This is a genomic window from Dactylosporangium aurantiacum, assembly GCF_000716715.1.
In the GTDB taxonomy this organism is placed as follows: domain Bacteria; phylum Actinomycetota; class Actinomycetes; order Mycobacteriales; family Micromonosporaceae; genus Dactylosporangium; species Dactylosporangium aurantiacum.
This window is the reverse complement of record NZ_JNYJ01000041.1, coordinates 1-24840: the sequence shown is the minus strand read 5'-3', so window position 1 is coordinate 24840 and position 24840 is coordinate 1. Positions and strand designations below refer to the sequence as shown.

Genomic DNA, 24840 nt, shown 5'->3' with positions numbered 1-24840 from the left:
GCCGACTATGCTCGACGGTGATGGAACAAGTCCGTGAAACAACGCAGCGCACCGCGGCACCGCAGCGCGTCACGATCCGGGACGTGGCACAGCAGACCGGTCTGTCGATCGCGACGGTGTCGCGCGTGCTCAACGGCCGTTCCAACGTCGCCCCCGACACCCGTGACCGGGTCCTCGAGGCGATGGGCGGGCTGGGCCGGCAGGCACCGCGCCGGCGCGGCTCCGGCGCGAAGAAGGCGGACAACGGCGTCTACGTGCGGTGCCCGTACGTGCTGACGGACTACTTCGGGCTGATCGTCTCCGCGATCGCCGAGGCCCTCGACGTGCACGGCATGCACGCGATCGTCGACGCCGGCGAGTCGTCGTGGAAGCGCACCGAGGTGCTCAAGACCCTCACCGGCTGGCCCCAGGTCGCCGGGGCCCTGCTCATCCTGCCCTCGGAGCCCGAGGCGGACCTGGAGCGGCTGCGCGACCAGGGCTTCCCGTTCGTCGTGGTGGACCCGCGCACGTCACCGCCGCGCGACATCGCCGCGGTCTCCGCCGCCAACTTCGCCGGCGCCCGCCGGCTGGTCACCCACCTGACCGAGCTCGGCCACCGGCGCATCGGCGTGCTCGGCGGCCCGCCGGAGTGGATGGCCAGCACCGACCGCCTCGCCGGCTACCTGGCCCCGCTCGTCGGCGTCGGCGTGCTGCCCACCCCCGACCTGGTCCGCTCCGTGACCGACCCGACCGTGGAGGAGGGCTACCGGGTCGCCGCCGAGCTGCTCGACCGCCGCGACCGCCCGACGGCGCTGGTCGCGTTCAACGACAAGATGGCCGTCGGCGCCCTGCACGCCGCCGCCGACCGCGGCCTGCGCGTCCCGCACGACCTGTCGGTCGCCGGCTTCGACGACATCGACGTGGCCCGGGCCACCCACCCGGCGCTGACCACCGTGCGCCAGCCGCTCGGCGAGATGGGCCGGATGGCCGTGAGCCTCCTCGGCCGCATGCTCGCCGGGCACGAGCTCGACGCGCTGCACGTGGAGCTCGCCACGGACCTCGTCGTGCGCGGCTCCACCGGCCCGGCGGCCTGAGCCCTCGCGCAGACGCCGGTCGCCGGCGCGCTGGCGATGACGGCCCGCAGAGCGCCCAGCCGTTCGGCCTCGCCCTCGCGGCCGCCCATGCTGCCCGCCCTGACCGCCGGCCGTGGCCCCCGGCGCCGCGGCATACTCGGGCGCTCACCACCGCCGCCGGCATGCTGGTCCTGACCACCGCCGCGGCGGCGGGCTCACCCCTGCCGCCCCCGCGATGCTGCGTGTTTCAGTGCCACTTTCATTGTGTCGCGAAAAAAGTTGCTGCCTCGTGTTGACACGTCGATGCGTTGACGTGTTTCCTTCCTGTTACACCCATCGTTACAAGCGCCGATGGATCCCGGCGCACGTACCCCCGCCCCCGACCCGGCGACCCGCTCAGTCGCCGGGCACCCGGTCATGCCCCAGAACAGGATTCCCGCATGCAACGAACGCACCGCAGGTGGCGCACCGCCCTGCTGGCGGTCGGCGCCACCGTCGCCGCCGTCGGCACGATCGGCGCGATCGCCATGACCACCGCCTCCGCCGCCACGACCGGCCGCATCACCAGCGCCGCCAACGGCAAGTGCCTCGACGTGACCGACGGCTCCACCGCGGACGGCAACCAGCCGCAGATGTGGACCTGCTACACCGGCAGCGCCAACCAGACCTGGACGTTCGCCGACGACGGCTCCGTGCGGGGCCTCGGCAAGTGTCTCGACGTCGCCAACGGCTCCACCGCGGACGGCGCCGTCGTGCACATGTGGACCTGCTACAGCACCGTCGCCAGCCAGAAGTGGCAGCTGAACGCGGCCGGCGACCTGGTCAACACCGCGGCCGGCAAGTGCCTGGACATCAAGGACAACAACCTCGCCGACGGCGCGAAGCTGCAGCTGTGGTCGTGCGCCGGCACCGCGAACCAGAAGTGGACGTTCAGCGGCGGCACCACCAACCCGACCCCCACCGCGACCGCCACCGGCGTGCCGAACAACCCGAACAATCCGGACCTGGGTCCGAACGTGTCGGTGTTCGGCAGAACTTCTGGCGGTCGGCGGAGAACCTGTCGGTGACGCCGACCGGTGGCCTGGACCGGTGGGCGGTGTCCCAGGCCGCCCCGTACCGGCGGATGCATGTGCGGGGCAACCTCGCGCTGTCCGACGGTGGCTGGTCCAGCGGTGGCTGGATCTCCGACAGTAAGATCGACGGGCAGATCCAGTCCGGTACGCAGCAGCAGTGGATCACCCGCAACAGCCAGATCGGCTCGTGGTCGGGCTCCAACTGGAACCAGGTCTTCGTCGGTGTGCAGGGCGCCCCCGGCAACAGCTTCCCGAACCCGCCGTACACCACCGTCGGCAGCACCCCGGTGGTGCGGGAGAAGCCGTTCCTGTACGTCGACAACGCCGGCGCCTACCAGGTGTTCGTGCCGTCGCTGCGCAGCAACAGCAGCGGCACCAGCTGGTCCACCGGCACGACCGCCGGCAGCTCCCTGCCGATCAGCCAGTTCTACATCGTGAAGGCCGGCGCGACCGCCGCCAGCATCAACGCCGCCCTCACCGCGATGACGGTCGCCGACGTGGACGGGGTCAAGGTCGCCGGCATCCTGTTCGACGCCGGCACCACCAACTCGCAGGTGCTCATGGAGGTCGGCCCGGCCGGGTCGGCGGCGAGCCACGCGGCGAACCCGACCTCGCTGCACGACGTGTTCTTCCGCATCGGCGGCGCCATCGCCGGCAAGGCGACGGTCAGCCTCCGCATCAACAGCAACGACGTCATCGGCGACCACGCCTGGATCTGGCGCGCCGACCACGGCAACAGCGGCACCGTCGGCTGGAACACCAGCTACTGCTACTTCTCCACCAACCCCAGCGTCGTGCTCGGCCACTCCTTCGAGGTCCCCGTCACCACCAACGTCAAGTTCCACAACATGGTCACCGTGTCGCTGGGCGGCACCGGCACCATCTCCCGCGTGATCAACAACAGCGGCGGGACCGTCAACAGCGGCAACCAGGTCACCTACCTGGTCAGCGGCCCGTAACGCACGCACCGCCCGATCCGACAGGTACGGCGCCGTCCGAACGGGGCGGCGCCGCACCGCGACCCCTCAGGAGGCGCCGTGAGGCGATCCATCTCCGCGGCGACCGTCGCCCTGGTCACCGCGGGCACCCTGACCGGGGCGACCGTCGCGGCCGGCCCGGCGAACGCGGCCCGGCCCGGCCGCGGCGCGCTCGTCACCGGCACCTACTCGACCGGCGCCGCCCACGCCTGGCAGCCGCTGCCGGACGTACGGGTCGGCGACGGCACCGGCGTGCACGCCGACGCCACGGTCGTGGTCGACCCGAGCAGGACGCGGCAGTCGTACACCGGCATCGGCTTCTCCATCGACGAGACCACGGTGTCGAACCTGTGGAAGCTCACCCCGCCGCAGCGGGAGGACGCGGTGCGGCTGCTCGTCGACCCGCGCACCGGCGCCGGCCTCGACCGGTTCCGGCTCACCATCGGCAGCCCCGACCTCATCGAGCACCTGCCGTTCTGGTCCTACGACGACCTGCCCGCCGGCGTCACCGAGGACCCCGAGCTGCGGTACTTCACCATCCAGCGCGACATCGACCTGCACATCGTCGACACGATCAAGCTGATCCAGAAGTACAACCCGAAGGCCACGTTCCTCGCCTCGGCGTGGAGCGCACCGGCGTGGATGAAGACCAACAACCGCTTCCTCGGCGAGGTCGCCCTCAAGCCGGGCAGCACCAGCGAGTACTACCAGGTCGGCAAGCTGCGCGACGACCGCATCGACGTGTTCGCCCGCTACTACGTCAAGTACGTGCAGGCGTACGCCCGCCTCGGCATCCACGTCGACGCGCTCACGCTGCTCAACGAGCCCGGCATGGACGTCGTCTACCCGGCCATGGACATCAGCGTCGAGCAGCAGCGGCGGCTCGCCGTCGCCATCGACCGCGAGCTGCGCGAGGCCCGCCTCGACGTCGACCTGTACATCCACGACTTCAACTTCTGGGACTGGCGCGACCCCAACAGCACCGCCACCAAGAACTACTACCGCGTCCTGGACGACCCGGCGGCGGCCCGCGCGGCGGACGCGATCGCGTTCCACCCGTACTGGGGCGACCCCACCGTCATGCGCGACGCGTACGAGCAGACCGGCAAGCCGGTGCACCTCACCGAGACCAGCGACCTGTCCCCGGCCACGGTCCTGGCCGACTTCCGCCTCGACGCGTCGTCCTACATCCTCTGGGCGCAGGCGACCGACCAGGACGGCGGCACCCTGCACTGGACCCCGGCCCGCGACAACAACGTCGACTGGGACGAGGTCGCCCGCACCACCAAGTGGCCCGACCGGCTGGTCAAGGTCGACACGACCACCCGCACGTTCACCGTCCGCGACGAGCTCTACCAGCTCGGCCAGTTCGCGCGGTACCTCGGCCCCGACCACGTGCGGGTCGAGTCCAGCGGTACCGCCGGCGGCATCGGCAACGTCGTGTACCGCGACCGCCACGACGGCTACGTCGCGGTGATCGGCAACGCGAACGCCGCCGACGCCACCGTGCGGGTCGTGCTCGCCGGCAGGTCGTTCGTCGCGACGGTGCCCGCCCACGCGTACGCCACGTTCCGCTGGAACGCCGACGTGCCCCGCGGCCGCAACCACGCCCCGGTCCTCGCCGACCCGGGCCCGGTCGTGGTCGACCAGTACAGCACCGCACAGGTGCGGCTGCGGGCCACCGACGCCGACCGCGACGCCCTCGCCTTCTACGCCACGGACCTGCCCGACGGGGTGACCGTGGACGCGGCCACCGGCGTCGTCACGCTGCACCCGACGGTGCCCGGCACCATCGACCTCGCCGTCACCGTCACCGACGGCCGCGCCAGCGACCGGGCCACCGTCCGCGTCACCGTCCAGCCGCACGGCGCGCCGGTGGGGGAGAAGATCGAGGCCGAGGCGTACGTCGCCCAGCACGGCTGGACCGACGGCGGGCCGAACTTCGTCGAGACCAACCCGGCGGCCAGCGGCGGGCGCAACGTCGGCTGGACCGCCGCCGGCAACTGGCTCGCGTACCGCCTCGACGTCGCCGAGGCCGGCACGTACGACGTGGAGCTGCGCGTCGCCAACGGCACCGGCGCCCCCGCGACCGGCGCCATCTCGCTGCGGGACGCGGCCGGTCAGGTCCTGGCCACCGCGACCGTCCCCGACACCGGCGGCTGGGGCGCCTACCAGTCGGTGCACGTCCCCGTCACCGTCGCCGCCGGCGACCAGCGGCTGACCCTGTACTGCGAGACCGGCGGGTTCAACGTCGACTACCTGCGGCTCACCGCGTAGCGGCCGGCGCGGCGGCGCCCCACCGGGACTACCCGGTGGGGCGCTCCGGCACGTCTGGACCCCGGTCGGCCACCTGTGGACCCGGGCACCGCGGCACGTTACGAGCCGAACACGCGACGGTAAACTTTGCCGCCGCCCGGACCCCGCCCGTCACCTGATCGGGTGACGCCATCCGTCGATGCGTCCCTGCTCCGGGGCCTTCGGGACCGAACAATCCGGGATGTCCGGTGGAGGTTTCCGGGGTCCTGCATTGAGTGACTTCGCTTATACACTGCGCTGCGATATTGACCACGCACGGCAGTGCGGTCCTCACGGACCGGCCAACTTCAGAATCGGAGTACGCGCCGCGATGCGTCCTTCCCCTGCGCTCACGACCGCAGCACCGTCCCCGCGCACCTCGCCGGCCGGCGCTCGGTGACCGGGTACGGGCTCACCCGCCGGCAGATGTCCGGCGGCGGCGTCTGGCTCTTCCAGATCGGCGCCAGCTCCCCGATGGCGGTCCTGGCCGGCGGTATCGTCGCCACCTACGCCACGACCGGCATGGTGGCCACGCCCCTGACCTTCCCCCTGCTCGGCATCGCGCTGGCGCTGCTCGCCGTCGGCTACGTGTCGATGGCCCGCAACGTCCCGCACGCCGCCCCCGCGTACGCGCTGCTCGCCCACGGCTTCGGCCCGACCGCCGGCATCATCGGCGGCGCCCTCGCCCTGGTGTTCTACTCGTGCATCCAGATGAGCCTGTACGGCCTGGTCGGCGCCACCCTCGCCGGCCTCCTCGGCGGCAACTGGATCGTGTGGGCCGGCGTGCTCTGGCTCGCGGTCGCGATCTGCGGCCTGCTGCACGTGTCGCTGTCCGCGTTCGTCGTCGGCTCCGTGCTGTGCGTCGAGCTGGTCGTCATCGCCCTGTTCGACCTCGCCGCGTTCTCCCACCCCGCCGGCGGCGCGATCACCACCGCGCCGATCAGCCCGAACGGGCTGTGGGCGCCCGGCATCGGTGGCGCGCTCGCCCTCGGCATCGCCGCGTTCATCGGCTTCGACACCGCCCCCGCGTACAGCGAGGAGGTCCGCACCAGCCGCAGCATCACCCGCGCCACCACCGCCGCCCTGATCTTCATGCCGCTGTTCTACGGGCTGTCGGCGTGGGCGCTCGCCGCGACCGTCGGCGCCGACCGCATCGCCGCCGTCGCCGCCGACCCCGACGCCGGCCTGCCGTTCACGGTCCTCGACGACTGGTACGGCAGCGGCCTGAGCCTGCTCGCCACCATGCTGCTCATCACCAGCGTCTTCGTGGCCATGCTCTCGTTCCACAACGTGCTCGCCCGGTACGCGTTCGGCATGGCCCGCGAAGGCGTCCTGCCCGCATGGCTGGCCCGTACCGGCGCCGGCGGCCAGGCCGAGGGCGCACCGACCGGCGGGTCGATCCTGCAGAGCGCGACCGCGCTGCTCGTCGTCGGCCTGTTCGTGGCGCTCGGCGCGGACCCGATCACCGTACTGTTCACCTGGCTGTCCGCGGCCGGCGCCATCGGCATCCTGCTGATGCTGGTGCTCATCTCCGCCGGCAGCATCCGGTACTACCGGCGCGGCGGCGGTACCAGCGAAGGCCTGCTCGTCAGCACGGTCCTGCCGTCGCTGGGCGTCATCGCCGGCACCGGCGTCCTGCTCGTCACCGTCGCCAACCTGTCCTCGCTGCTGGGCATCGCCGGCGACCCGGTGCTGCAGGCGGTCATCCCGGCCGCCGTGCTGATCACCGTCCTGGCCGGGGCCGTGTGGGCGCTGGCGCTGCGCTCCCGGCGCGCGCCGGTGCTGGCCGAGGTCGGGCGGGGGAGACCGGACCCGCTGCGGGTGCTGGACCGCCGGCTGAAGGACCTCGATGTTTGAGCCGAACCAGACGGTGACGCCGCCGCCCGCGCCCGCCGGCCCGCCGTTCGAGTACCCGTCCTCGGCGCCCCTGCCACCGCCGGCCGCCTCGTCGTACGAGTACCCGCCTTCCGTCCCCCCGCAGGGCATGCCGTCCGGCGCCGGGGCGGGGGTGCCGCGGTCGGCGTCGCACCGTCGTACCGCCGCCGCCACACCGGACGAACCCGAGAGCCGGCACCTGCACGCGGTGCCGGTGGAGGCGCCCCGCGGGCCGAACGGCGACCCGGCGGCCGACATCACCGCCGCCTTCCGCGGCGAGGTCGTGTCGCGGCTGCGCCGCTTCTCGGTGCTGCACACCCGCCACGCGTGGGAACGCCGCCGGCGCGACCCGCTCAGCCCGCACGGCATCGCCCTGTTCTACCTGGAGCGCGGCGTGCCGGTGCTGCAGCAGCTGCGCACCGCGACCCGGATCTTCCTCGCCGACGACGAGGCCAACGACCTGCCGATGCTGCTGTACGGCATGGCCCGGCACGCGCACGAGGGGTACCAGGGCGATCCCCGCTTCGACCCGCGCACCACGATGGCCAACAAGTGCGACCCCATGTCCGCCACCGCGGTCTTCGCCGGCGTCGGCGTGTGCACCCTGGACACCCCGTACGGCACCTGGGCCGAGGCGCAACGGCACGCCGCCAACGAGTTCGACCTGCCCGGCCGCTGCTTCGCCCGCCTCATCGACGGCACCCGGCTGCTGCTGGACCGCGGCGGCCGCAAGCAGTTCAACGGCCTGGCCGTGGAGAGCTCCGTCGACGACACCAACGCCCACTACGGCGTGCCGAGCATGCAGTGGCGCTGGAACCCGTCCCTCGCCGAGATCGAGCCGAACGACCCGACATACCACGTCTGGCGCTGGATGAGCGAGCTCGGCCGCATCATCGACATCGGGTCGCAGCCGCGGTGAGCACCGAGGACCCCTCCATCCTCGGCCGGCTCGACCAGCTGTACGCCGACCTCGCCCGGCACGCCGAGTACGACCTCGGCTTCCCGGGCGCCACCGACCTGCCCGACATGACCGCCGTGTCCCGCTTCGAGCGGGTGCTGCTCAACAACGTCGGCCACCCGTACGCCGCGGGCGGCTCGTACCGGCTGCACACCAAGGTCGTCGAGCACGAGGTCGTCCAGTTCGTCGCGGACCTCGTCGACGCGCCGCTGGACAACCGGCACGGGTACGTCACCACCGGCAGCACCGAGAGCAACCTGTGGGCGCTGTGGCAGGCCCGCCGGCACCTGCCCGGCGCGGCCGTGTTCGCCTCCACCGCCGCGCACTACAGCGTCGCCAAGAACGCCGAGCTGCTCGGCATGCCCCTGCACCTCATCCCCGCCGACGACCGCGGCGAGATCCGCTACGACCTGCTGCGCGCCGCCGTCGCCGAGCACCGTCGCCGCCGGTACGGCACCGGCGCGATCGTGGTCGCCACCATCGGTACGACCATGACCGAGGCCGTCGACGACGCCGCCCTCGTCGACGAGGCCCTCAACCTCGCCGGCGTCGACCCCGGCCACCGCTGGATCCACGCCGACGCCGCCCTCGCCGGCATCCCCCTCGCGCTGTGCGACCCGCTGAGCCGCCCCGGGTTCACCTTCGCCGACGGCGTGCACTCCTTCGCCGTCAGCGGTCACAAGTTCCTCGCCACCCCGTTCCCGTGCGGCATCGTCGTCGCCCTGGCCGACCGGCACACCGGCCGCGGCAGCATCACCTACACGGCCGCCCCGGACAGCACCATCACCGGCTCCCGCTCCGGCCACGCCCCACTGTGGCTGTGGTATCTGCTGCGGTACTGGGGCCGCCCGGGCCTACGCGGCCGCGCCGCCGCCGCCCGGGAGCTGGCCGGGTACACGGAGCGGCAGCTGCGGGGGATCGGCTGGCCGGCCTGGCGCGCGCAGGAGCACGCGTTCACCGTGGTGTTCCCCCGCCCGCCGCAGCCTCTCCTGGAACGGTGGCCCCTCGCCACGGACGAGCGCGGCAACGCCCACGTGGTCTGCATGCCGGGCAAGACGCGCGAACTGGTCGACCGGTTCGTCGCGGACCTCGCCCACGCCCTGACCGGCGCCGTGTCCGTGCCGAAGACGATCGCCTGCTGACGGTTCGCTCGGTTCGCTCGGTTCGATTGGTGCATGGACCGTGACCGGCGCGGCGGCTGCCGTGCTGCGGAGGCGGTGGTCCCTACGGGATGCACCTGCCGCCACGCCGACCATCAATCCCCGTGTTCCCCGAACCTAACAAGGCCCGACCCTCGCCGGCACCCTTCTCCACTGGCGTGTCCCACGACCGAGGTCACGGTCCGGTCACCGTCCCCGACGCCAGCAGTGCCGCCGTCGGCAGCGCCAACCGCCCGTCCGCCCCGAGGTAGGCCGCGCTGACCTGGTCGTACGCCCGCCGCACCCGCTCCACGACCGCCACCGGCTGCCCGTCCAGCACCATCCCGAGCGCCCCGAGCCCGTTCGCCGGCCCGGTCCACCACTCGTCCACCCCGACCCGATGCGTCCACGCCACCGTCTCGCACCGCACGCCGGTCAGCCCCGCTCCCGCCAGCAACCCCGCCAGCCCTTCAGCCGTCCGTGCGAAGTCCCGCTCCGCACTGACCCGCACCCGCCCCCCAACCGGTGGCGTGCCGGTCGGGCCGTGCCCCCGCACCCCGGCTTCGCCGCGCGTGTCCAGCCGCGTGCCGACGGTCACCGGCGCTTCTCCTGCCGCCGGCGTCTGCCCGTGCGCAGCGGTGGCCACCGGCGCCAGCCCCGTGGCCTCGAGTACCTCTCCCCACATCCGCTGCAACGGCGGCGCCGGCTGCGGCCAGATCGTGACCGCGACCCGCCCGCCCGGCCGCACCACCCGCCGCAGCTCCCGGACCGCCGCCGCCGGGTCACCGACGTGGTTGACCACGAAGTTCGCCACCGCCACGTCGAACGCCCCGCCCTCGAACGGCAGCTCCGGCAACCTCGCCTCCGCCACCCGCACCCCACGCACCCGCCGCCGCGCCGCCTCGACCATGCTCGCCTCGGCATCCACCGCCACAACCACAGCCCCCCGCTCCCGAGCGAGCGCCGCCACTGTCCCCGGCCCCGTCCCCACATCGAGCACCCGGCAACCCACCCCAACCCCGGCCGCGTCCAGCAACGTCCCCGCCGGATGTGCACACAACCCCGCGAAACTGCCCAGGTACGCCTCCGCCCGCCCCGCCCACATGGCCCGCTCCCGCTCGTCAAACCCACCCACCACCGGGCCCCTCTCCACCAATGCCGATCACCAGCGCTCCCGCCCCCATCATGCCCAGCCCCACCGTCGACCCCTGACAGTCATACCCATCTGGTGCCAGGACGACGGCCCACCTCGCTCACTGGCGGCAGGTCTGAACAGTGGGGGCGTGCCACCGCAGGCAGACCCGCAGCATCGACTACCGCGACCACGCTGACTCAGACGGTCCTCACACGCTGACCGCTACCGGTCGGGCCGTCGCCGAGTCACTGACTGCCAGCAGGTCCCCTGCAGGGCGGCATGCCATCTCAGTCAGACGCGCAGCGACCGTCGCCGCCACGCTGATGCAGACGGGCGTCAAAGTCGCCGTCCGCTACAAGCTGACCTTCGCCTGCTTGCTGATCGTCAGGTGCCTGAGCGCGACGGGGGTCCGGGCCGCTCGCTGGTGGCAGGTTCCCTGCTGCGGGGCGGCGCGCCACCTCAGCCAGACGTGCAGCAGCGACCGCCGCTACCACGCTGATGCAGACGTGCGACTACGCCAGACGTGTCGCCGTGCGGCAGCGTCAGGTGCCTGAGCGCGACGAGTGTCCGGGCCGCTCGCTGTTGGCAGGTTCCGTGCTGCGGGGCGGCGTGCCGTCTCAGCCAGACGCGCAGCAGCGACCGCCGCTACCACACTGACGCAGACGGTCGTCAACCCCGACCGCTACCCGCCGATCGTCGCCGAGTCGCTGATCGCCGGCTTGCTGCGACTACGCCAGACGTGTCGCCGTGCCGCAGCGTCAGGTGCCTGAGCGCGACGAGGGCCCGGGCCGCTCGCTGGTGGCAGGTTTCCTGCTGCGGGGCGGCGTGCCATCTCAGCCAGACGCGCAGCAGCGACAGTCGCCACCAGGCTGATGCAGACGGTCGTCAAACCCCGACCGTTAGCCGCCGACCTTCGCCTGCTTGCTGATCGCCGGCTTGCTGCGACTACGCCAGACGTGTCGCCGTGCGGCAGCGTCAGGTGCCTGAGCGCGACGAGGGCCCGAGCCGCTTCATCGGTGGCAGGCTCCCTGCTGCGGGGCGGCGCGCCACCTCAGCCAGACGTGCAGCAGCGACCGCCGCTACCACGCTGATGCAGACGGTCGTCAACCCTGACCGCTACCCGCCGACCGTCGCCGAGTCACTGACCGCCAGCTGCCCCGAACCACGCCAGACACCCCCGCCCGGCGCACCCTGACCGTCGACGCCCTGGTTATCGACCCCCGACCCGGCCCGCCTGGCCCGGCCCGCCTGGCCCGGCCCGCCTGGCCCACCCGCGCCCGCCCGTTCCAACCGCAAACCGTCGCCCGACAGGCCATTCCTCCCGCGACCGCCCCCGCCTCAGGCCAGCGCCTCCGCGACGCCCGCCTCGTCCCCGGCCTGGAACGCCGCCAACAGGGTCGCGAACCGCTCCGCCGGCAGGATGCGCACGCCGAGCTGCTCGGCCTTGTCGGCCTTCGAGCCGGCGCCGTCGCCGACGACGACCAGGTCGGTGCGCTTGGACACGGAGCCGGAGGACTTGCCGCCGAGCCGTTCGACGGCCTCGTTGCCCTCGTCGCGGGTCAGGCCCGGCACCGAACCCGTGACCACGACCGTCATCGGGGTGCCGTCGGGGCGGCGCAGCGGCAGCGGCACCGCCGTGGCGGAACCGTCGGCGGCGGCCGGCGCGCCGGCGACGGCCGGCGGGGGCAGGTCGGGCTCGGACATGTTGACGCCGCGGGCGGCGAGCTTCGCGATGACCGGGGCCAGCTCGACCAGCTCGGCGGCGATGGTCACGGCCCGCTCCGGCCCGACGCCCTCGACCTGCTGCAGGTCCTCCACCGACGCGTCCAGCAGCGCCTGCATGGTGCCGAAGTGGCGGGCCAGGCGACGGGACATGGACCGGCCCGTCATGCGCACGCCGAGGCCGGTCAGGACCCGGGCGAGTGGCTGCCCCTTCGACGCCTGGATGCCCGCGACCAGCTTCGTCGCCGACACCTCGCCCATCCGGTCGAGACCGGCGACGGTCGGCACGTCCAGGTCGTACAGGTCGGCGGGGTCGGTGACGAGACCCGCCGCGACGACCAGGTCGATGATCTTGCCGCCGAGGCCCTCGATGTCCATCGAGTGGCGGGCCGCGTAATACGCAAGGGACTCGTGCGCGCCGCAGGCCCGGCCGCGGGTGCACCGCCACCGCTTCTGGGTGCGGTCGATCTCGCCGTCGCAGCGGGGGCAGCGGACCGGCGGCTCGAACGGCACCGAGTCCGCCGGCCGCTCGTCGAGCTTCGCGCCGGTGACCTCGGGGATGACGTCGCCGGCCCGGCGCACGAACACCACGTCGCCGGGGCGCACGTTGCGCCGGACCAGGTCGTCGAAGTTGTGCAGGGTGGCCGACGTGACCGTGACACCGTCGATCTGCACCGGCTCCAGGACCGCGACGGGCGTGATGACGCCGGTCCGGCCGATCTGCACCTCGATCCCCAGCAGCCGGGTCATGCGGGTGTCCGCCGGGAACTTGTACGCCACGCCCCACCGCGGCGCCCGGCTCGACGAGCCCGCGGCGTCCCGGTCGGCGGGCTGGTCGGCCTTGATGACCGCGCCGTCGATGCCGAACCCGAGCGTGCCGCGGCTCGCGCTGAGCACCTGCACCGCGGCGAGGACCTCCTCGACGGTCGCGCAGACCGGCGTGCCGGCGACCGATCCGCCGGTGGTGGCGACGCCGAGCCGCTCCAGCTCCGCCATCGCATCGGAGTGCGCGACCGTGGGCGGCTCCGCACGGTGCACCGAATAGGCGAAGAACGACAGCGGCGCGTCATATGTGCGGTCCTGCGCCCGCAGGGTGCCGGCGGCCGCGCTGCGCGGGTGCGCGAACGCCGGCTCGCCGGCGCCAGTGCGCATCGCGTTGGCCCGCTCGAAGTCGGCGTCGGTCATGAACACCTCGCCGCGCACCTCGAGGGTCACCGGCTCGGCGAGCCGCTCCGGCAACCCCGCCGCCCGCCGCGCCTGCCCGGTGACGTCCTCACCGGCGCGGCCGTCGCCGCGGGTCGCGACCTGCACCAGGCGGCCGTCGACATAACGGGCGGCGACCGCCAGCCCGTCGATCTTCGGCTCGACGGTGAACCCGCCGGCGGGCCGGCCCAGGATCCGCTCCAGCCGCACCGCCCACCTGCGCAGCGTGTCCTCGTCGAACACGTTGTCCAGGCTCAGCATCGGCGCGCTGTGCACCACGTCGCCGACGACCCCGCCGCCGGCGCCGACGACCTCGGTGGGGGATTCGTCGGCCTTCCAGTCCGGCCGCGCCGCCTCGGTCGCCGCGACCCGGGCCAGCAACGCGTCATAGACCGCGTCGTCCATAGCGAGGTCGGGGCCGCTGTAATAGGCGGCGGCCGCCTCGCGGACCCGGCCGACCGCGGCCCGGTAGTCCTCGACACTGGCGAACGGCTCCGCCCTGGCGGCGTCGACGACCAGACCCGCACCAGCTTCCTGCACGACGGCCTCCACAGCATGAGCTCCCTGCGACGATGACTGTCCGCAGCCTAGTCAGGGGGTACGACAAAATTCCGGGCCCCGCAGTAGCCTGCCGCGATGGCCGCTTACATCAAGTCCGTGACGTTCGACAGCGCCGACGCGCTCGTGCTCGCCCGGTTCTGGGCCGCGGCGCTCGGCACCGACGTCGACGAGGAGTCCACATCGGACAAGGCGTTCGTGGAGGCGCCGGGCTGGGGCGGGCCCAACATGTGGTTCGCCCGCGTCCCGGAGGGCAAGACCGCGAAGAACCGCATGCACTTCGACCTCCGGGCGCCCGGCACCGTCGCCGACGAGGTCGCCCGGCTGGAGGCGCTCGGCGCCACGGTCCTGCACGCCGGGGACGAGCTGACGGTCATGGCAGACCCTGAGGGCAACGAGTTCTGCGTCGAATGGAGGCCAGTTCCCGAAACATGCACCGCGTCCGAACGAGCCCGGCATCATCCGAACGGTCATTCCCGCCCGCGGGACACGGCGTACCGCCTGAGACGGCATATCGTGGCAGCGCTAACATCAGCGTGGGGGGAGGGCGATGCGTCCAACGAGCCAGGGCCGGGCTGCGGTCATGAACGATGTCGCGCGACTCGCCGGCGTCTCCCATCAGACCGTGTCGCGGGTGCTCAACCAGCACCCCAGCGTCAGCCCCGCCACGCGTGAGCGGGTCCTCGAAGCGGTCCGGCAGCTCAACTACCGCCCCAACGCGATGGCCCGCGGCCTCGCCGGCCGGCGCTCCCGCGTGATCGGCGTGGTCAGTTTCGACACGATTCTCTACGGGCCCGCCTCCACGCTGCTGGGCATCGAACGCGCCGCCCGCGCCGCGGGGTACGGGGTCAGCATCGTAACCCTCGAGCAGGTCGACCACAGCGGCATGGTCGCCGCCCTGGAGGCGCTCGCCGACCAGTCCGTCGCCGGGGTCGTCGTCATCGCCCCGCAGACCGCGGCCGCCGCCGCCCTGCACAGCCTCCCGCTCGGCGTGGCCGCCGTCGCCGTGGAGTCCAACGTCGGCGGCGAGATCCCCGCGATCTCCGTCGACCAGGTCACCGGCGCCCGCCTCGCCGTGCAGCACCTGCTCGGCCTCGGCCACCGCAAGGTCTGGCACCTGTCCGGGCCGCGCGACTGGTTGGAGACGCACGGGCGCATCGAGGGCTGGCGCAGCACCCTGGAGGACGCCGGCCTGCCCGCCCCGCCGCTCATGACCGGCGACTGGTCCGCCCGCTCCGGCTACCAGGCAGGCCTGGAGCTGGCCCGCCGCGACGACGTCACCGCCGTCTTCGCCGGCAACGACCAGATGGCGCTGGGCATGATGCGCGCCTTCCACGAGCACGGCATCCGCGTCCCCGACGACGTCAGCATCGTCGGGTTCGACGACATCCCCGAGGCCGAGTTCCTGTCGCCGCCGCTGACCACGATCCGCCAGGACTTCGACGAGGTCGGCCGCCGCTGCATCGCCGCCCTGCTGCGCGCCATCGAGGCCGACCTCCCGGAAGGCCCCGACCGCCCCGAGCCCGACCCGTATGTGGCGCCGACCCTGGTCCTGCGCCGCAGCACCGCCGCCCCCAAGCGCTGAGAAGCCACGAGCAGGAGCAAGGGCATGGCTCCGGTCCGTCGTGGGCGCGGTCCGCAGCTCCCGTCAGCCACCGGTCGGGCCTTGGCGGCCCTCCCTGCCAGGTCCGCCGATAGTCACCCAGCCGCGACCTGACGGCCGCGACAAGCCCGCGGCCGCGGACGGCCGCGACGCGGCCTGACGGCCGCGACAGACCCGCGACCGCCGCACGGCCCGCATCCGCGGCCCGCACGGCCGAGGCCGCGACCACCGGGCGATCCGCGACGCCCAGGGGCACCCCGCGACGTGGATCCTCAGCGGCAGTCCCACCGGAACGGCTCGACCGACCCCCCGGTCGCCTTCGTCGCGGTCCCGGCGACCACCCGGCCGTCGGCGCTGATCGAGGTGACCGATACGTGGTCGTACCCGGCCGGCGCCGGCAGCGGGGTCACCGCACCGCCGCGCCACAGGCCGGCGTCGCTGAGCCGGTACGGGACCGCCCCCTGGTCCAGGTCGCCCACGACGCGCCCGTCGTCGGTGATGCCGTGGGCCGCCGACGACCTGCCGGCCGGGGTCGGCAGCAGCACCGGCGCGTCGAGGGCGGTGTGCCGCCACAGCACCGCGCGGAAACGTCCTGCCCGGCATCGACGCCTCGCCGACGACATCGCCGGCCGTGTTGACGCCGTACGCCGACACCCGCAGCGCTCCCGCCGGCTTGCGCAGCGTGACGACGGCGCCGTCGGCGGTGGTCCACGGGGGTCCCGCGCCGCCGCCGCACCCGTGCCCGCCCACCGGCGATGACGTCCTCGACCCGCACCCGACTGTCCGGCACGGCCTCATCGGTCAGGATGCCGAACGGGTTGTCTTCGCCGATGTGGGTCCAGCACCGTGCGCTGCCCCTCCGGCAGCCGCCGCAGCGCCGCCCGCAGCAGCATCCGCTGCCCGACGAGCGGGTCACCGGCGGCGACCGGCACGTCCGGGGTCGTCTCCCACAGCTGCACCTTCGACCACCACCGGCGCCGGTCGCTCAGGCAGGACCGCACGAGCATCGTGTGGACGTTCGCGTCGAGGTTCTCCACGTCGTGCATCCGGTTCCAGCGCTGGTACAGCACCGTCGGCGTGCTCTGCACCGCGTCGTCGGCGCGGTCCCGGTCGCCGAGCACCTGGTACGCGACCCGGTGCAGCCGCGGTATCCGGGCCCGCACGTACTCGCTGAAGTCACGTTCCCGCTCCGGGCGCACCGCAGCTCGCGGCGATCAATGACGGCGCGGCCGTGTTACAGATACTGCGAAAGCCGACGGTGGCGTGTCCGGACGGCCGGTAATAGCATCGACCAGTATCTTCGCGGAGGGCTGATGCATTCCTGCATCAGCCCGTGCGCGGATCAATGGTGTTCGGGATTTGAGGCAACCGGGAAAAGCATTCAGCTGGTCACGTCGAAATTGCCGAGCTTGGCGTCGGATACGAACGACTGCCAGGCCGCCGGATCGAACCGTAGCACCGGTCCGTCCGGATTCTTGCTGTCGCGGACACCGACAGCGGAGGCAACGACTGCGACTTCCACGCAGTTGTTGCCGCCGTTGCCGTTGCTGCGGCTGCTTTTGTGCCAGCTGACACCGGCGAATTGAGCGGACAAAACGCACACCTCCTTTCAGCTTCGGGCGAGCCGTGGCGGACGCGGGAGTTCAGTCGAGCAGGCGTTCGATCAAGGCGATCGTCGAGGTCTCGCTGAGAGCCCTGCTCCTCAGCCGTTCGAACTCGTCGCGGTAGCGCTTGACCTCAGCAGGCTGCTCCTCGTAGTAGTCCCCGGCAAGACCCTCCAGGTATATGACATCCAAGTGGGCGACGTCGGGAAACTCGAGCAACGCGACCGAGCCGCCCATGAACGGGTGCTCGCCGGCGCCGTACGGCACGATCCGCATCGACACGTTCGGCAGTGCGGCGACCTCGATGAGCTTGCGGCGCTGCTCCTGCATCACTGACGGGCCACCGACCACGCGGTGGATCACCGACTCGTCGATCAGGGCCACCAGCTGCAGCGGGACCTTCGCGGTCAGGCGGGCCTGCCGCATCTTGCGCAGCGCGACCCGCCGCTCGATCGACTCCTTCGGGTCGTGCCGGCGGCCGGTGCCGATCAACGCCCGCATGTACGCCTCGGACTGCAGCAGCCCCGGCAGCACGATCGGCTCCCAGACGCGGGTGATCGACGCGTCCGCCTCCATGCCGACGAAGTTGCCCGGCCGCATGACGTCGCGGTAGTCGGTCCACCACGTGCGCTGCTTGCCCTGGCGGGCCAGCGCCAGCAGCGCCTCGCGGTAGTCCGGGTCGCGGACCCCGTACAGGGTCAGCAGGTCGTTCACGTCCCGGGCGGTCACCGGCACGCGCGCGTTCTCGATTCTGGTGACCTTGGCCGAGTGCCATTCGAAGTGCCGCGACACGGATTCCTGCGTGAATCCGGCCTCTTCGCGACTTTTCTTCAGTTCCGCAGCCAGTCGACGGCGGCGAAGCGTCGGGCCCTCGTCCTTTCCGGCGTCAATGTCCACGGTAGTGATCATATGCAATTTGCGTGATGCGCATACCCCGAGTCTAGTACTCGTTGCACTACGCGCCGTGTCTGGTACATGATGCTCGGGGACATCGAAGCCAGCACATGCGCATGCTGGTCCATTTCGCTGACGTGCTCGGGGCAGACTCGAGGGAGCGTGGTCGCGATGCTTGCCAACAGCTATTACCTGATTGCCCACGACGATCGAACCGGCCGTTCCCGGCTGCATCCAAGAGCCGCCGGCCTCGGCCTCGCCTCAGCGCTGCTGGGCGAGCTGATGGTGTACGGGCGGCTGCGCGCCATGACCGGCGACCTGTATGTCGTCAGCCAGGAGCCGCCTGGCGACTCGCTCGCCCACTCGGTGCTCGACCTGCTGATCGCGCAGCCGCAGCACCGCGAGATCCGCACCTGGCTGGCGTACCTCGCCGCCGACGCCACCGACCAGGTCGGCGAGCGGCTGCTGCGCGCCGGCGTGGTCGAGCCGGTGACCCGGCGCAAGCTGCTCAGCGCGCAGACGCTGTACCTGCCGCTGAGCGCCGAGCAGCGCAACACCGCGGCCTGGGAGTCGATCCGGCTGTCGGAGGCGCTCGCGCACCGGCGCTCGATGGGCCTCAACGACCGGGCGCTCATCGCGCTCGTCGTGGCCACCGGGCTGACCAGGCACGTGTTCGCCGGCGTGCAGGAGCAGCGCGAGTGCATGCGCCAGCTGCCGGCGATCATGGCGTCCCTGCCGGACGACCTCGTGCAGCTCGTGCAGTACACCGAGGCCGCGGTGGGCTCTGCGCTCGCCGTGGGTCGTCGGTGACATTCGGTGGGCCGCCACCACTATCACCGCGGCGCGTTGCGCACCAGCACGACTGACCGCGTGAGGAGACCGAACATGGCGCGGAGCACCGCGATCGGGCCGGACATCGTCACCCGGGGACTGGCCAGCAACCGGCTGGGGGTGCCGTCCGTGGTGTTCTTCGGCGTCGCCGGCGCGGCGCCGCTGACCGTCATCCTGGGCGCCATCTCCACCATCTACGCCGTGGTGGGCAACACCGCGGTGCCGCTGGTGTACTTCGTCGCCGCGCTGATCCTGTCGGTGTTCACCGTCGGGTTCGTGGCGATGAGCCGGCACATCGTCAACTCCGGCGCCTTCTACTCCTACATCAGCCACGGGCTGGGCCGCGTCACCGGCGTGGCGGCGGCGTTCATCGCGCTGCCGGCGTACGCCGCGATGCAGATCGGCCTGTTCGGCCTGCTCGGCGTCGTCGCCTCCGGCATCCTCGAGGCCAGCGGGGTCAAGGCGAGCTGGTTCGTCTGCGCGCTCGTCGGCTGGTTCCTCGTGGCCGTGCTCGGCGTGCTGTGGGTCGACCTCAGCGGCAAGGTCCTCGCCGTGCTGCTGACCGCCGAGATCACCATCGTGCTCATCTACGACGCGATCATGGTCGCGCACCCGGCCGGCGGCCGGGTCAGCACCGAGTCGCTGGCCCCGGCGCAACTGCTGACCCCCGAGGTCGCCGCGATGCTGGTCCTCGCGATCGCCGGCTTCGTCGGGTTCGAGGCGACCGTGGTGCTGTCGGAGGAGGCGAAGGACCCCAAGCGCACCATCGGCCGGGCCACCCACTGGGCGGTCCTGCTGCCCGGGCTGCTCTGCGGTGTGTCGGCGTGGGCGATGTCGGTGAACACCGGGCCCGCCAACATCGTGCAGGCGGCGAAGGACGAGGAGACCGACCTGGTGTTCGCGCTGGTCAAGCCGCACGTGCCCGAGGCGCTCATCAACGTCGGCTACGTGCTGTTCCTGACCAGCGTGTTCGCCGCCGCCCTGGCGTTCCACGCGGCCGTGGCCCGCTACCAGTTCGCCCTCGGCCGGGAGCGGGTGCTGCCGAGGCTGTGGGGTGTCGCGCACCCGCGCACCGGCGCGCCGCTGCTGGGCTCCATCACCCAGAGCCTGCTCGCGTTGGCCGTCCTCATCGTGTACCAGGTGACGGGCGCCGACGCGCTCATCCACCTGTTCGCCTGGGGCACGACCGTCGGCGGCCTCGGCGTGCTGATGCTGATGTGGGGCGCGTCCGCGGCGGTCATCGCCTTCTTCGTCCGGCACCGCCGGCGGGAGAACCTGTGGCGCGCACAGATCGCCCCGCTGCTGGCGTTCCTGCTGCTCAGCGTGGTGCTCGCGGCGACGGTCATCGGGCTGGGCGACCTGCTGCAGGTCGCGTCGGACTCCGTCTTCAACTGGGTGTTCTCGGTGGCGTACGCCGTGTTCGCCTTCGTGGGCGTCCTGTGGGCGCTCGTCATGCGCGCCGCGCGGCCGGAGCTCTACGCCGGGATCGGCCGCGGCGCCGAGCAGCGGGTCATCCCGGAGGGCGTCGGCCTGCCGGTGTCGCACTCGCTGCCCCGCACCTCGGACGTCGCGCACCACTCCTGACCGCGCACCCCCGTTCCTCCACTGTGGACACCGAGAGAGAGATGGTCATGACGCACGCCATACAGGACGTCGTCGTCCGCGACATCGAACCGGTCGACACCGACGAGCTCACCGAGGTCCTCACCGCCGCGATGTGCGACGGCGCGGTCGCCCGGTGGATGGCGCCCGACCCCGACGACCGCCGCGCCTACGCCCCCGAGTACTTCGCCATCTTCGCCGAGCACGCGGTGCGCTTCGGCGAGGTGTACGCCACCGTCGACCCGATCGACGGCCGGCTGTCCGGGGTCGCGCTGTGGTTCCCGCTGACCCGGGCGCTCCCGCCGCCGGTCGACTACGACCGGCGGCTCAAGGAGGCGTCGGGCCCGGCGTTCGACCGGGCGTGCCAGCTCGACGCGCTGCTGGAGGAGGAACACCCGATCGTGCCGCACCACTACCTGGCGTTCCTGGCGGTGCGTCCGGAGCGGCAGAACCTCGGCATCGGCAGCGCGATGCTCGCCCGTCACCACAGCCGGCTGGACCGGGCCGGCGTCCCGGCGTACCTGGAGGCCAACGACCCCCGCAACCGTGAGCTGTACCTGCGCCACGGCTACCAGAGCCGCCCGCCGATCACGCTGCCGGACGGCCCGCCGCTCTGGCCGATGTGGCGCCCGCCCTGCACCTGATCCTCAGGCGGCGGTCGGGAACTCGTACAGCCAGTACTGCTGCTCGTCGAGGCGGTGCGTGCGCACGTCGCCGGAGAGCCGGTGCAGCATCAGCCGCACCACCCGGGACATGTGCCGGACCTCGTCGGTGCGCCGGCAGAAGTCCAGCGCGATGAGGCCGTTCTGGCTGGCCGCCGCGAGGTACATGGCGGTGACGAGCTCACCGAACGCGGTGGCGGCCCGCCCGTCGCGCTGGACGGCGACGAAGCCGCAGTACCAGATGCGCCGTTCGGCGTAGTGCTGCGGCCAGCGCCGCTGGAAGTACTGGGGCGAGATCAGCGGCATGGAGTCCAGGTCGTTGGTGTAGACGGCCAGTCCGCGCAGCGTGTCGTCGTCGTCCAGGCAGAGGTACTTCTGGACGCGCGGGTCGCCCATCACGTCGTCGAACTCGTGGCGGTGCATGAGGTGCCGCTGCACCGCCAGGGCGTTGAGCTCCTCGAACGCCTCGGAGTAGAGCGTCCAGGCCGCTTCGCGGAGTTCGGCCTGCACCTGGTCGACGGTCTTGACGTTCATGTCCAACACTTCCGATCCGCGTCGGCTTTGATCAGTGTATTTCGATAGATGGTTCATTGACGGTAGTACAGATGTCACGATCCGCAATATCCTGACCACGGAGAATCAAGTGGACGGGAGGCCGGGTGGACCACAGCCGCCCAACACCGGAGCTGCTCATCGACCTCGATCGGGTCGCGGCGGAGTATCATGCACTCGTCGCGGGCCTGCCGGGGATGACGGTGCACTACGCCATGAAGTGCAACCCCCACCCCGAGATCCTGGCCGAGCTGCACGGGCTCGGCTGCCGCTTCGAGATCGCCTCCGCCGCCGAGCTGGACCTGCTCACCGGGGTCGGTGTCGACCCCGCCGAGACGCTGTTCAGCAACCCGGTGAAGCCCCTGGCCCACATCGAGCACGCGCACGCGAGCGGCCTGTGGCGCTTCGCCTTCGACTCCGAGGAGGAGCTGGACAAGCTCGCCGCGGCGGCCCCGGGCGCGGCCGTCTACGTGCGCCTCGCCGCGCACCAGATCCGCAGCGGCGTGCCCAGCGAGGGCAAGTTCGGCGTCGACCCGGCCGCCGCCACCGCGCTGCTGCTCGCCGCCCGCGACCGCGGCCTGCGCCCGTTCGGCGTCGCCTTCCACGTCGGCTCGCAGATGCTGCTGCCGCAGGCGTGGCGGGCACCGCTGCGCGCCGTCGGGCAGGTGATGGAGAAGCTCGCCGCCGAGCAGGTGCTGCTCGACATGGTCGACGTCGGCGGCGGGTTCCCCGCCCGGTACGGCCGCGCGGTGCCGCCTTTGTCGGAATACGCGGCGGCGATCGAAACTGGTCTGGCCGCGCTGCCGTACCCGGTCCCGGTGGTGATCGAACCGGGCCGGGCCGTGGTCGCGGCCGCCGGCACGCTGCGCGCCACCGTCATCGGCACCGCCGTGCGGCACGGCCGGCGCTGGGTGCACCTCGACGTCGGCGCGTTCAACGGCCTCATGGAGTGCCTGGAGACCGGCAACGAGCTGCGCTTCCCGGTGACCGACTCGCGCCGCGCCGCGACCCGCGAGCGCTGCCACCTCACCGGCCCGACCTGCGACAGCCAGGACACCATCATGTTCGACGTCGAACTGTCCGCCGGCCTGCGCGCCGGCGACGAGGTGTACATCGGCAGCGCCGGCTCGTACACCAGCGTCTACGCCTCCTCGTTCAACGGCTTCGACCCGCCGCACGTCCGGTGCACCCGTGATCCCGGACGGTTCCGGTAGCCGGGGCCGCCGAAGCCGTTCGGGATCGCCCCGGTCAGGCGCTGCTGCGGGCGGCGCTGGCGCGGACCACCAGGGACGGGGTGAGGTGGACGGGAGCGGTGGGGGCCGGCGCGCCGTCGAGGCGGGCGACGAGCAGGTCGACGCTGCGCCGGCCGAGCTCGGCGAAGTCCTGGTGGACGGTGGTCAGCGGGGGCAGGAAGTAGCCGGATTCGGGCATGTCGTCGAAGCCGACGATGCTGGCGTCCTCGGGCACCGACCGGCCCGCCTCGTGGAACGCGCGCAGCACGCCCAGGGCGATGTGGTCGTTGCCGCAGAAGACGGCGGTGACCGCGGGGTCGGCGGCGAGGAGCTGGCCGCGCTGGTAGCCGGAGCGGGCGGACCAGTCGCCGGCGGTGACCGGGGGCACCGGGGCGCCCGCCGCGTGCAGGGTCTGCCGCCAGCCGTCGATGCGGTCGCGGCCCTCGGGCCAGTCGGCCGGGCCCGGCACGTGGTGCACGGTGCGGTGCCCGAGGTCGAGCAGGTGCCGGGTGGCCAGGCAGGCGCCGCGCACGTTGTCGACCCGCAGCATCGGCACGGCGCCCTCGTCGGCCCCGCCGACCCCGACGGCCGGGGTGCCCGGCGGCGCCTGGGCGAGCGCGTCGGCGACGGAGTTCTTCGGCGCGATGGCGATGATGCCCTCGACCGCCTGCGCGCACAGCTGCTCCACGGCGTCGAGCACGGCGTGGCGGTCCAGCGACCGCACGGTGGCGATGCTGACGTAGTACCCGGCCTCCCGGGCGGCCTTCTCGATGCCGTAGATCATCGAGGCCGGACCGGCCAGGGTGGTCTCGAAGCCGATCAGGCCGATCGTGCGGGACCGGCTCGTGACCAGGGTCCGCGCGGCCAGGTTGCGACGGTAGTTGAGGATCCGCACCGCGTCCAGCACCCGGCTGCGCGTGCCGTCGCTGACGTTGGGCAGGTCGTTGAGCACCCGCGACACCGTCTGGTGGGACACCCCGGCGAGGCGGGCCACGTCGCGCATCCCGACCTTGCGCGGCGGCGGCACCGCTACCGCGTCGGGCGCGCCCCCACCGGCGTGCGCGACCGGCCCCCGCCGGTTGCGGTCCGGTCCCGTCGGCCCGGGCAGGGCAGGCCCGGGCATCCCGGCCCGCTCCTCCGGCGTCCCGCCGGCCTGGCGCGGCCGTGGCCCCCCACCACCGGCGACCGGCCGCGGCGCCCGACCATCGGCGACCGGCCGTGGCGCCCCACCGCCGGCGACCGGCCGCGGCATCCCACCATCGGGGACCGGCCGCGACGCCCCACCGCCGGCGACTGCCCGCGGTGTCCGCCGTCCGCCCAGGTCGCGGCCGGGATCCAGGGCGTCGCTGTCGCGGGAAGCGGCGCCGCCGGTGGTCGCGGAGGCGCTACGTTCCGTAGGAATGGCGACACGATCGGTGGGAGCGGCAGCGGTAGCGGCGGCGCGGGCGGAGGCTCCGCGGTCCCGCCCGGAGCGCGCGGGGTGGGCCAACGAGCACCTCCGGTCACGAATCGACGTCACGGACTTGACGTCGGGGATGAGAACGCTAACACTCTCGACATACAACCGCGACGGCCAATGTAACCCAGGCCGAAGCGAGGTACCCCTATCGCCATACACCCCGGCGGTAGGGTGGTCCGCCCTTGAATGTGAACGTTCACTCGTAGTGGCACAGACACCCCGTGAGGAGAAGGCGTAGTGCTGAAGAAGTGGTCGGCGGCCGTGCTCGGCGGTCTGTTGGTGGTCGGCGCGCTCAGCGCCTGCGGCGGCGAGAGCGAGGACGCCGGTAGCGGTAAGAAGGACGACGGCAAGATCACGATGGGCTTCGCGCAGGTCGGCGCGGAGAGTGGCTGGCGTACCGCGAACACCAAGTCG

General features: G+C 72.5%; 21 protein-coding genes. 13 read left to right on the top strand and 8 right to left on the bottom strand.

Translation table 11 applies throughout. The annotated features are described in order from the left end of the window. The first annotated feature begins 20 nt into the window (after window positions 1-20). The 7 genes from OP18_RS37030 (at window position 21) to OP18_RS51570 (ending at window position 9372) form a co-directional block, all read left to right on the top strand. Window positions 21-1073 carry a LacI family DNA-binding transcriptional regulator gene (locus tag OP18_RS37030; RefSeq protein WP_052387893.1) on the top strand — a complete coding sequence of 351 codons (1053 nt, stop codon included), beginning with the start codon at window positions 21-23 and terminating at the stop codon, window positions 1071-1073. Window positions 1074-1492: 419 nt separating this feature from the next. Then, a complete protein-coding gene (locus tag OP18_RS62690; protein ID WP_052387892.1) occupies window positions 1493-2119 on the top strand; it encodes an RICIN domain-containing protein in 627 nt (208 codons plus the stop codon). Beyond that, window positions 2116-3084, top strand: a complete 969-nt coding sequence (locus tag OP18_RS62685) for a hypothetical protein (protein ID WP_052387891.1) — start codon at window positions 2116-2118, stop codon at window positions 3082-3084. Before OP18_RS62690 ends, OP18_RS62685 begins: the two co-directional genes overlap by 4 nt. 78 nt (window positions 3085-3162) lie before the next feature. Beyond that, window positions 3163-5379: a carbohydrate-binding protein gene (locus OP18_RS62065; RefSeq protein WP_081971427.1), complete on the top strand. Its 2217-nt coding sequence runs from the start codon at window positions 3163-3165 to the stop codon at window positions 5377-5379. 414 nt (window positions 5380-5793) lie between these two features. Further along, window positions 5794-7254: an APC family permease gene (locus OP18_RS37015; RefSeq protein ID WP_052387890.1), complete on the top strand. Its 1461-nt coding sequence runs from the start codon at window positions 5794-5796 to the stop codon at window positions 7252-7254. Further along, a complete protein-coding gene (locus OP18_RS37010) occupies window positions 7247-8191 on the top strand; it encodes a hypothetical protein (protein ID WP_156090063.1) in 945 nt (314 codons plus the stop codon). Before OP18_RS37015 ends, OP18_RS37010 begins: the two co-directional genes overlap by 8 nt. Further along, a complete protein-coding gene (locus tag OP18_RS51570; protein ID WP_052387889.1) occupies window positions 8188-9372 on the top strand; it encodes a pyridoxal-dependent decarboxylase in 1185 nt (394 codons plus the stop codon). Before OP18_RS37010 ends, OP18_RS51570 begins: the two co-directional genes overlap by 4 nt. Before the next feature lie 193 nt (window positions 9373-9565). Here OP18_RS51570 and OP18_RS37000 read toward each other — a convergent pair whose 3' ends face one another. Continuing rightward, complete coding sequence (locus tag OP18_RS37000) at window positions 9566-10474, bottom strand: class I SAM-dependent methyltransferase (protein WP_033363877.1); 909 nt, start codon at window positions 10472-10474, stop codon at window positions 9566-9568. 1368 nt (window positions 10475-11842) lie between these two features. Continuing rightward, entirely contained in the window at window positions 11843-13981 is a 2139-nt protein-coding gene (ligA, locus tag OP18_RS36995) for an NAD-dependent DNA ligase LigA (protein WP_245635652.1), read from the bottom strand. Between the two features lie 84 nt (window positions 13982-14065). Between ligA and OP18_RS61155 the strand changes: the two genes are divergently transcribed. Beyond that, on the top strand, window positions 14066-14662 hold the full coding sequence (locus OP18_RS61155; RefSeq protein ID WP_245635651.1) for a VOC family protein: 597 nt from the start codon (window positions 14066-14068) through the stop codon (window positions 14660-14662). Then, window positions 14571-15572 (top strand): LacI family DNA-binding transcriptional regulator, encoded by a 1002-nt coding sequence (locus OP18_RS36985; protein ID WP_156090062.1) that lies wholly within the window; start codon window positions 14571-14573, stop codon window positions 15570-15572. Before OP18_RS61155 ends, OP18_RS36985 begins: the two co-directional genes overlap by 92 nt. A gap of 290 nt (window positions 15573-15862) precedes the next feature. On the opposite strand, the gene OP18_RS36980 is transcribed toward OP18_RS36985, so the two are convergent. From OP18_RS36980 to OP18_RS36970, 4 genes are all read right to left on the bottom strand, one after another. Further along, on the bottom strand, window positions 15863-16168 hold the full coding sequence (locus OP18_RS36980) for a hypothetical protein (protein WP_033363821.1): 306 nt from the start codon (window positions 16166-16168) through the stop codon (window positions 15863-15865). 216 nt (window positions 16169-16384) lie between these two features. After that, the gene (locus tag OP18_RS36975; protein ID WP_052387887.1) at window positions 16385-16789 is read right to left on the bottom strand and encodes a sigma factor; all 405 of its coding nucleotides are present in this window, start codon (window positions 16787-16789) and stop codon (window positions 16385-16387) included. Between the two features lie 182 nt (window positions 16790-16971). After that, on the bottom strand, window positions 16972-17184 hold the full coding sequence (locus OP18_RS55910; protein WP_245635650.1) for a DUF397 domain-containing protein: 213 nt from the start codon (window positions 17182-17184) through the stop codon (window positions 16972-16974). Window positions 17185-17233: 49 nt separating this feature from the next. Continuing rightward, a complete protein-coding gene (locus OP18_RS36970; protein WP_033363820.1) occupies window positions 17234-18103 on the bottom strand; it encodes a helix-turn-helix domain-containing protein in 870 nt (289 codons plus the stop codon). A 156-nt stretch (window positions 18104-18259) separates the two neighbouring features. Here OP18_RS36970 and OP18_RS36965 point away from each other — a divergent pair, with 156 nt between their 5' ends. The 3 genes from OP18_RS36965 (at window position 18260) to OP18_RS36955 (ending at window position 21165) form a co-directional block, all read left to right on the top strand. Beyond that, window positions 18260-18898, top strand: coding sequence for a GOLPH3/VPS74 family protein (locus OP18_RS36965; RefSeq protein WP_033363874.1), 639 nt, complete (start codon window positions 18260-18262; stop codon window positions 18896-18898). Between the two features lie 75 nt (window positions 18899-18973). Beyond that, window positions 18974-20503: an APC family permease gene (locus OP18_RS36960; protein ID WP_081971425.1), complete on the top strand. Its 1530-nt coding sequence runs from the start codon at window positions 18974-18976 to the stop codon at window positions 20501-20503. Between the two features lie 47 nt (window positions 20504-20550). After that, complete coding sequence (locus OP18_RS36955; RefSeq protein WP_033363872.1) at window positions 20551-21165, top strand: GNAT family N-acetyltransferase; 615 nt, start codon at window positions 20551-20553, stop codon at window positions 21163-21165. A 3-nt stretch (window positions 21166-21168) separates the two neighbouring features. Here the strand turns inward: OP18_RS36955 and OP18_RS36950 are convergent, their stop codons facing one another. Continuing rightward, complete coding sequence (locus tag OP18_RS36950; RefSeq protein ID WP_033363819.1) at window positions 21169-21717, bottom strand: hypothetical protein; 549 nt, start codon at window positions 21715-21717, stop codon at window positions 21169-21171. A gap of 125 nt (window positions 21718-21842) precedes the next feature. Between OP18_RS36950 and OP18_RS36945 the strand changes: the two genes are divergently transcribed. Further along, window positions 21843-22949 carry a type III PLP-dependent enzyme gene (locus tag OP18_RS36945; RefSeq protein ID WP_052387886.1) on the top strand — a complete coding sequence of 369 codons (1107 nt, stop codon included), beginning with the start codon at window positions 21843-21845 and terminating at the stop codon, window positions 22947-22949. Between the two features lie 34 nt (window positions 22950-22983). Here OP18_RS36945 and OP18_RS36940 read toward each other — a convergent pair whose 3' ends face one another. Then, window positions 22984-23970, bottom strand: a complete 987-nt coding sequence (locus OP18_RS36940; RefSeq protein WP_052387902.1) for a LacI family DNA-binding transcriptional regulator — start codon at window positions 23968-23970, stop codon at window positions 22984-22986. Window positions 23971-24840: the final 870 nt, after the last annotated feature.

What these genes read in the sequence shown, in the direction of transcription:
- OP18_RS36985 (WP_156090062.1), top strand. Translation starts at nt 14,571, where the DNA reads ATGAACGATGTCGCGCGACTCGCCGGCGTCTCCCATCAGACCGTGTCG.
- OP18_RS36955 (WP_033363872.1), top strand. Translation starts at nt 20,551, where the DNA reads ATGACGCACGCCATACAGGACGTCGTCGTCCGCGACATCGAACCGGTC.
- OP18_RS36940 (WP_052387902.1), bottom strand. Translation starts at nt 23,970, where the DNA reads ATGCGCGACGTGGCCCGCCTCGCCGGGGTGTCCCACCAGACGGTGTCG.
- OP18_RS36970 (WP_033363820.1), bottom strand. Translation starts at nt 18,103, where the DNA reads ATGATCACTACCGTGGACATTGACGCCGGAAAGGACGAGGGCCCGACG.
- OP18_RS36950 (WP_033363819.1), bottom strand. Translation starts at nt 21,717, where the DNA reads ATGAACGTCAAGACCGTCGACCAGGTGCAGGCCGAACTCCGCGAAGCG.
- OP18_RS36965 (WP_033363874.1), top strand. Translation starts at nt 18,260, where the DNA reads ATGCTTGCCAACAGCTATTACCTGATTGCCCACGACGATCGAACCGGC.
- OP18_RS37010 (WP_156090063.1), top strand. Translation starts at nt 7,247, where the DNA reads ATGTTTGAGCCGAACCAGACGGTGACGCCGCCGCCCGCGCCCGCCGGC.
- OP18_RS37000 (WP_033363877.1), bottom strand. Translation starts at nt 10,474, where the DNA reads ATGTGGGCGGGGCGGGCGGAGGCGTACCTGGGCAGTTTCGCGGGGTTG.
- OP18_RS36960 (WP_081971425.1), top strand. Translation starts at nt 18,974, where the DNA reads ATGGCGCGGAGCACCGCGATCGGGCCGGACATCGTCACCCGGGGACTG.
- OP18_RS62690 (WP_052387892.1), top strand. Translation starts at nt 1,493, where the DNA reads ATGCAACGAACGCACCGCAGGTGGCGCACCGCCCTGCTGGCGGTCGGC.
- OP18_RS37030 (WP_052387893.1), top strand. Translation starts at nt 21, where the DNA reads ATGGAACAAGTCCGTGAAACAACGCAGCGCACCGCGGCACCGCAGCGC.
- OP18_RS61155 (WP_245635651.1), top strand. Translation starts at nt 14,066, where the DNA reads ATGGCCGCTTACATCAAGTCCGTGACGTTCGACAGCGCCGACGCGCTC.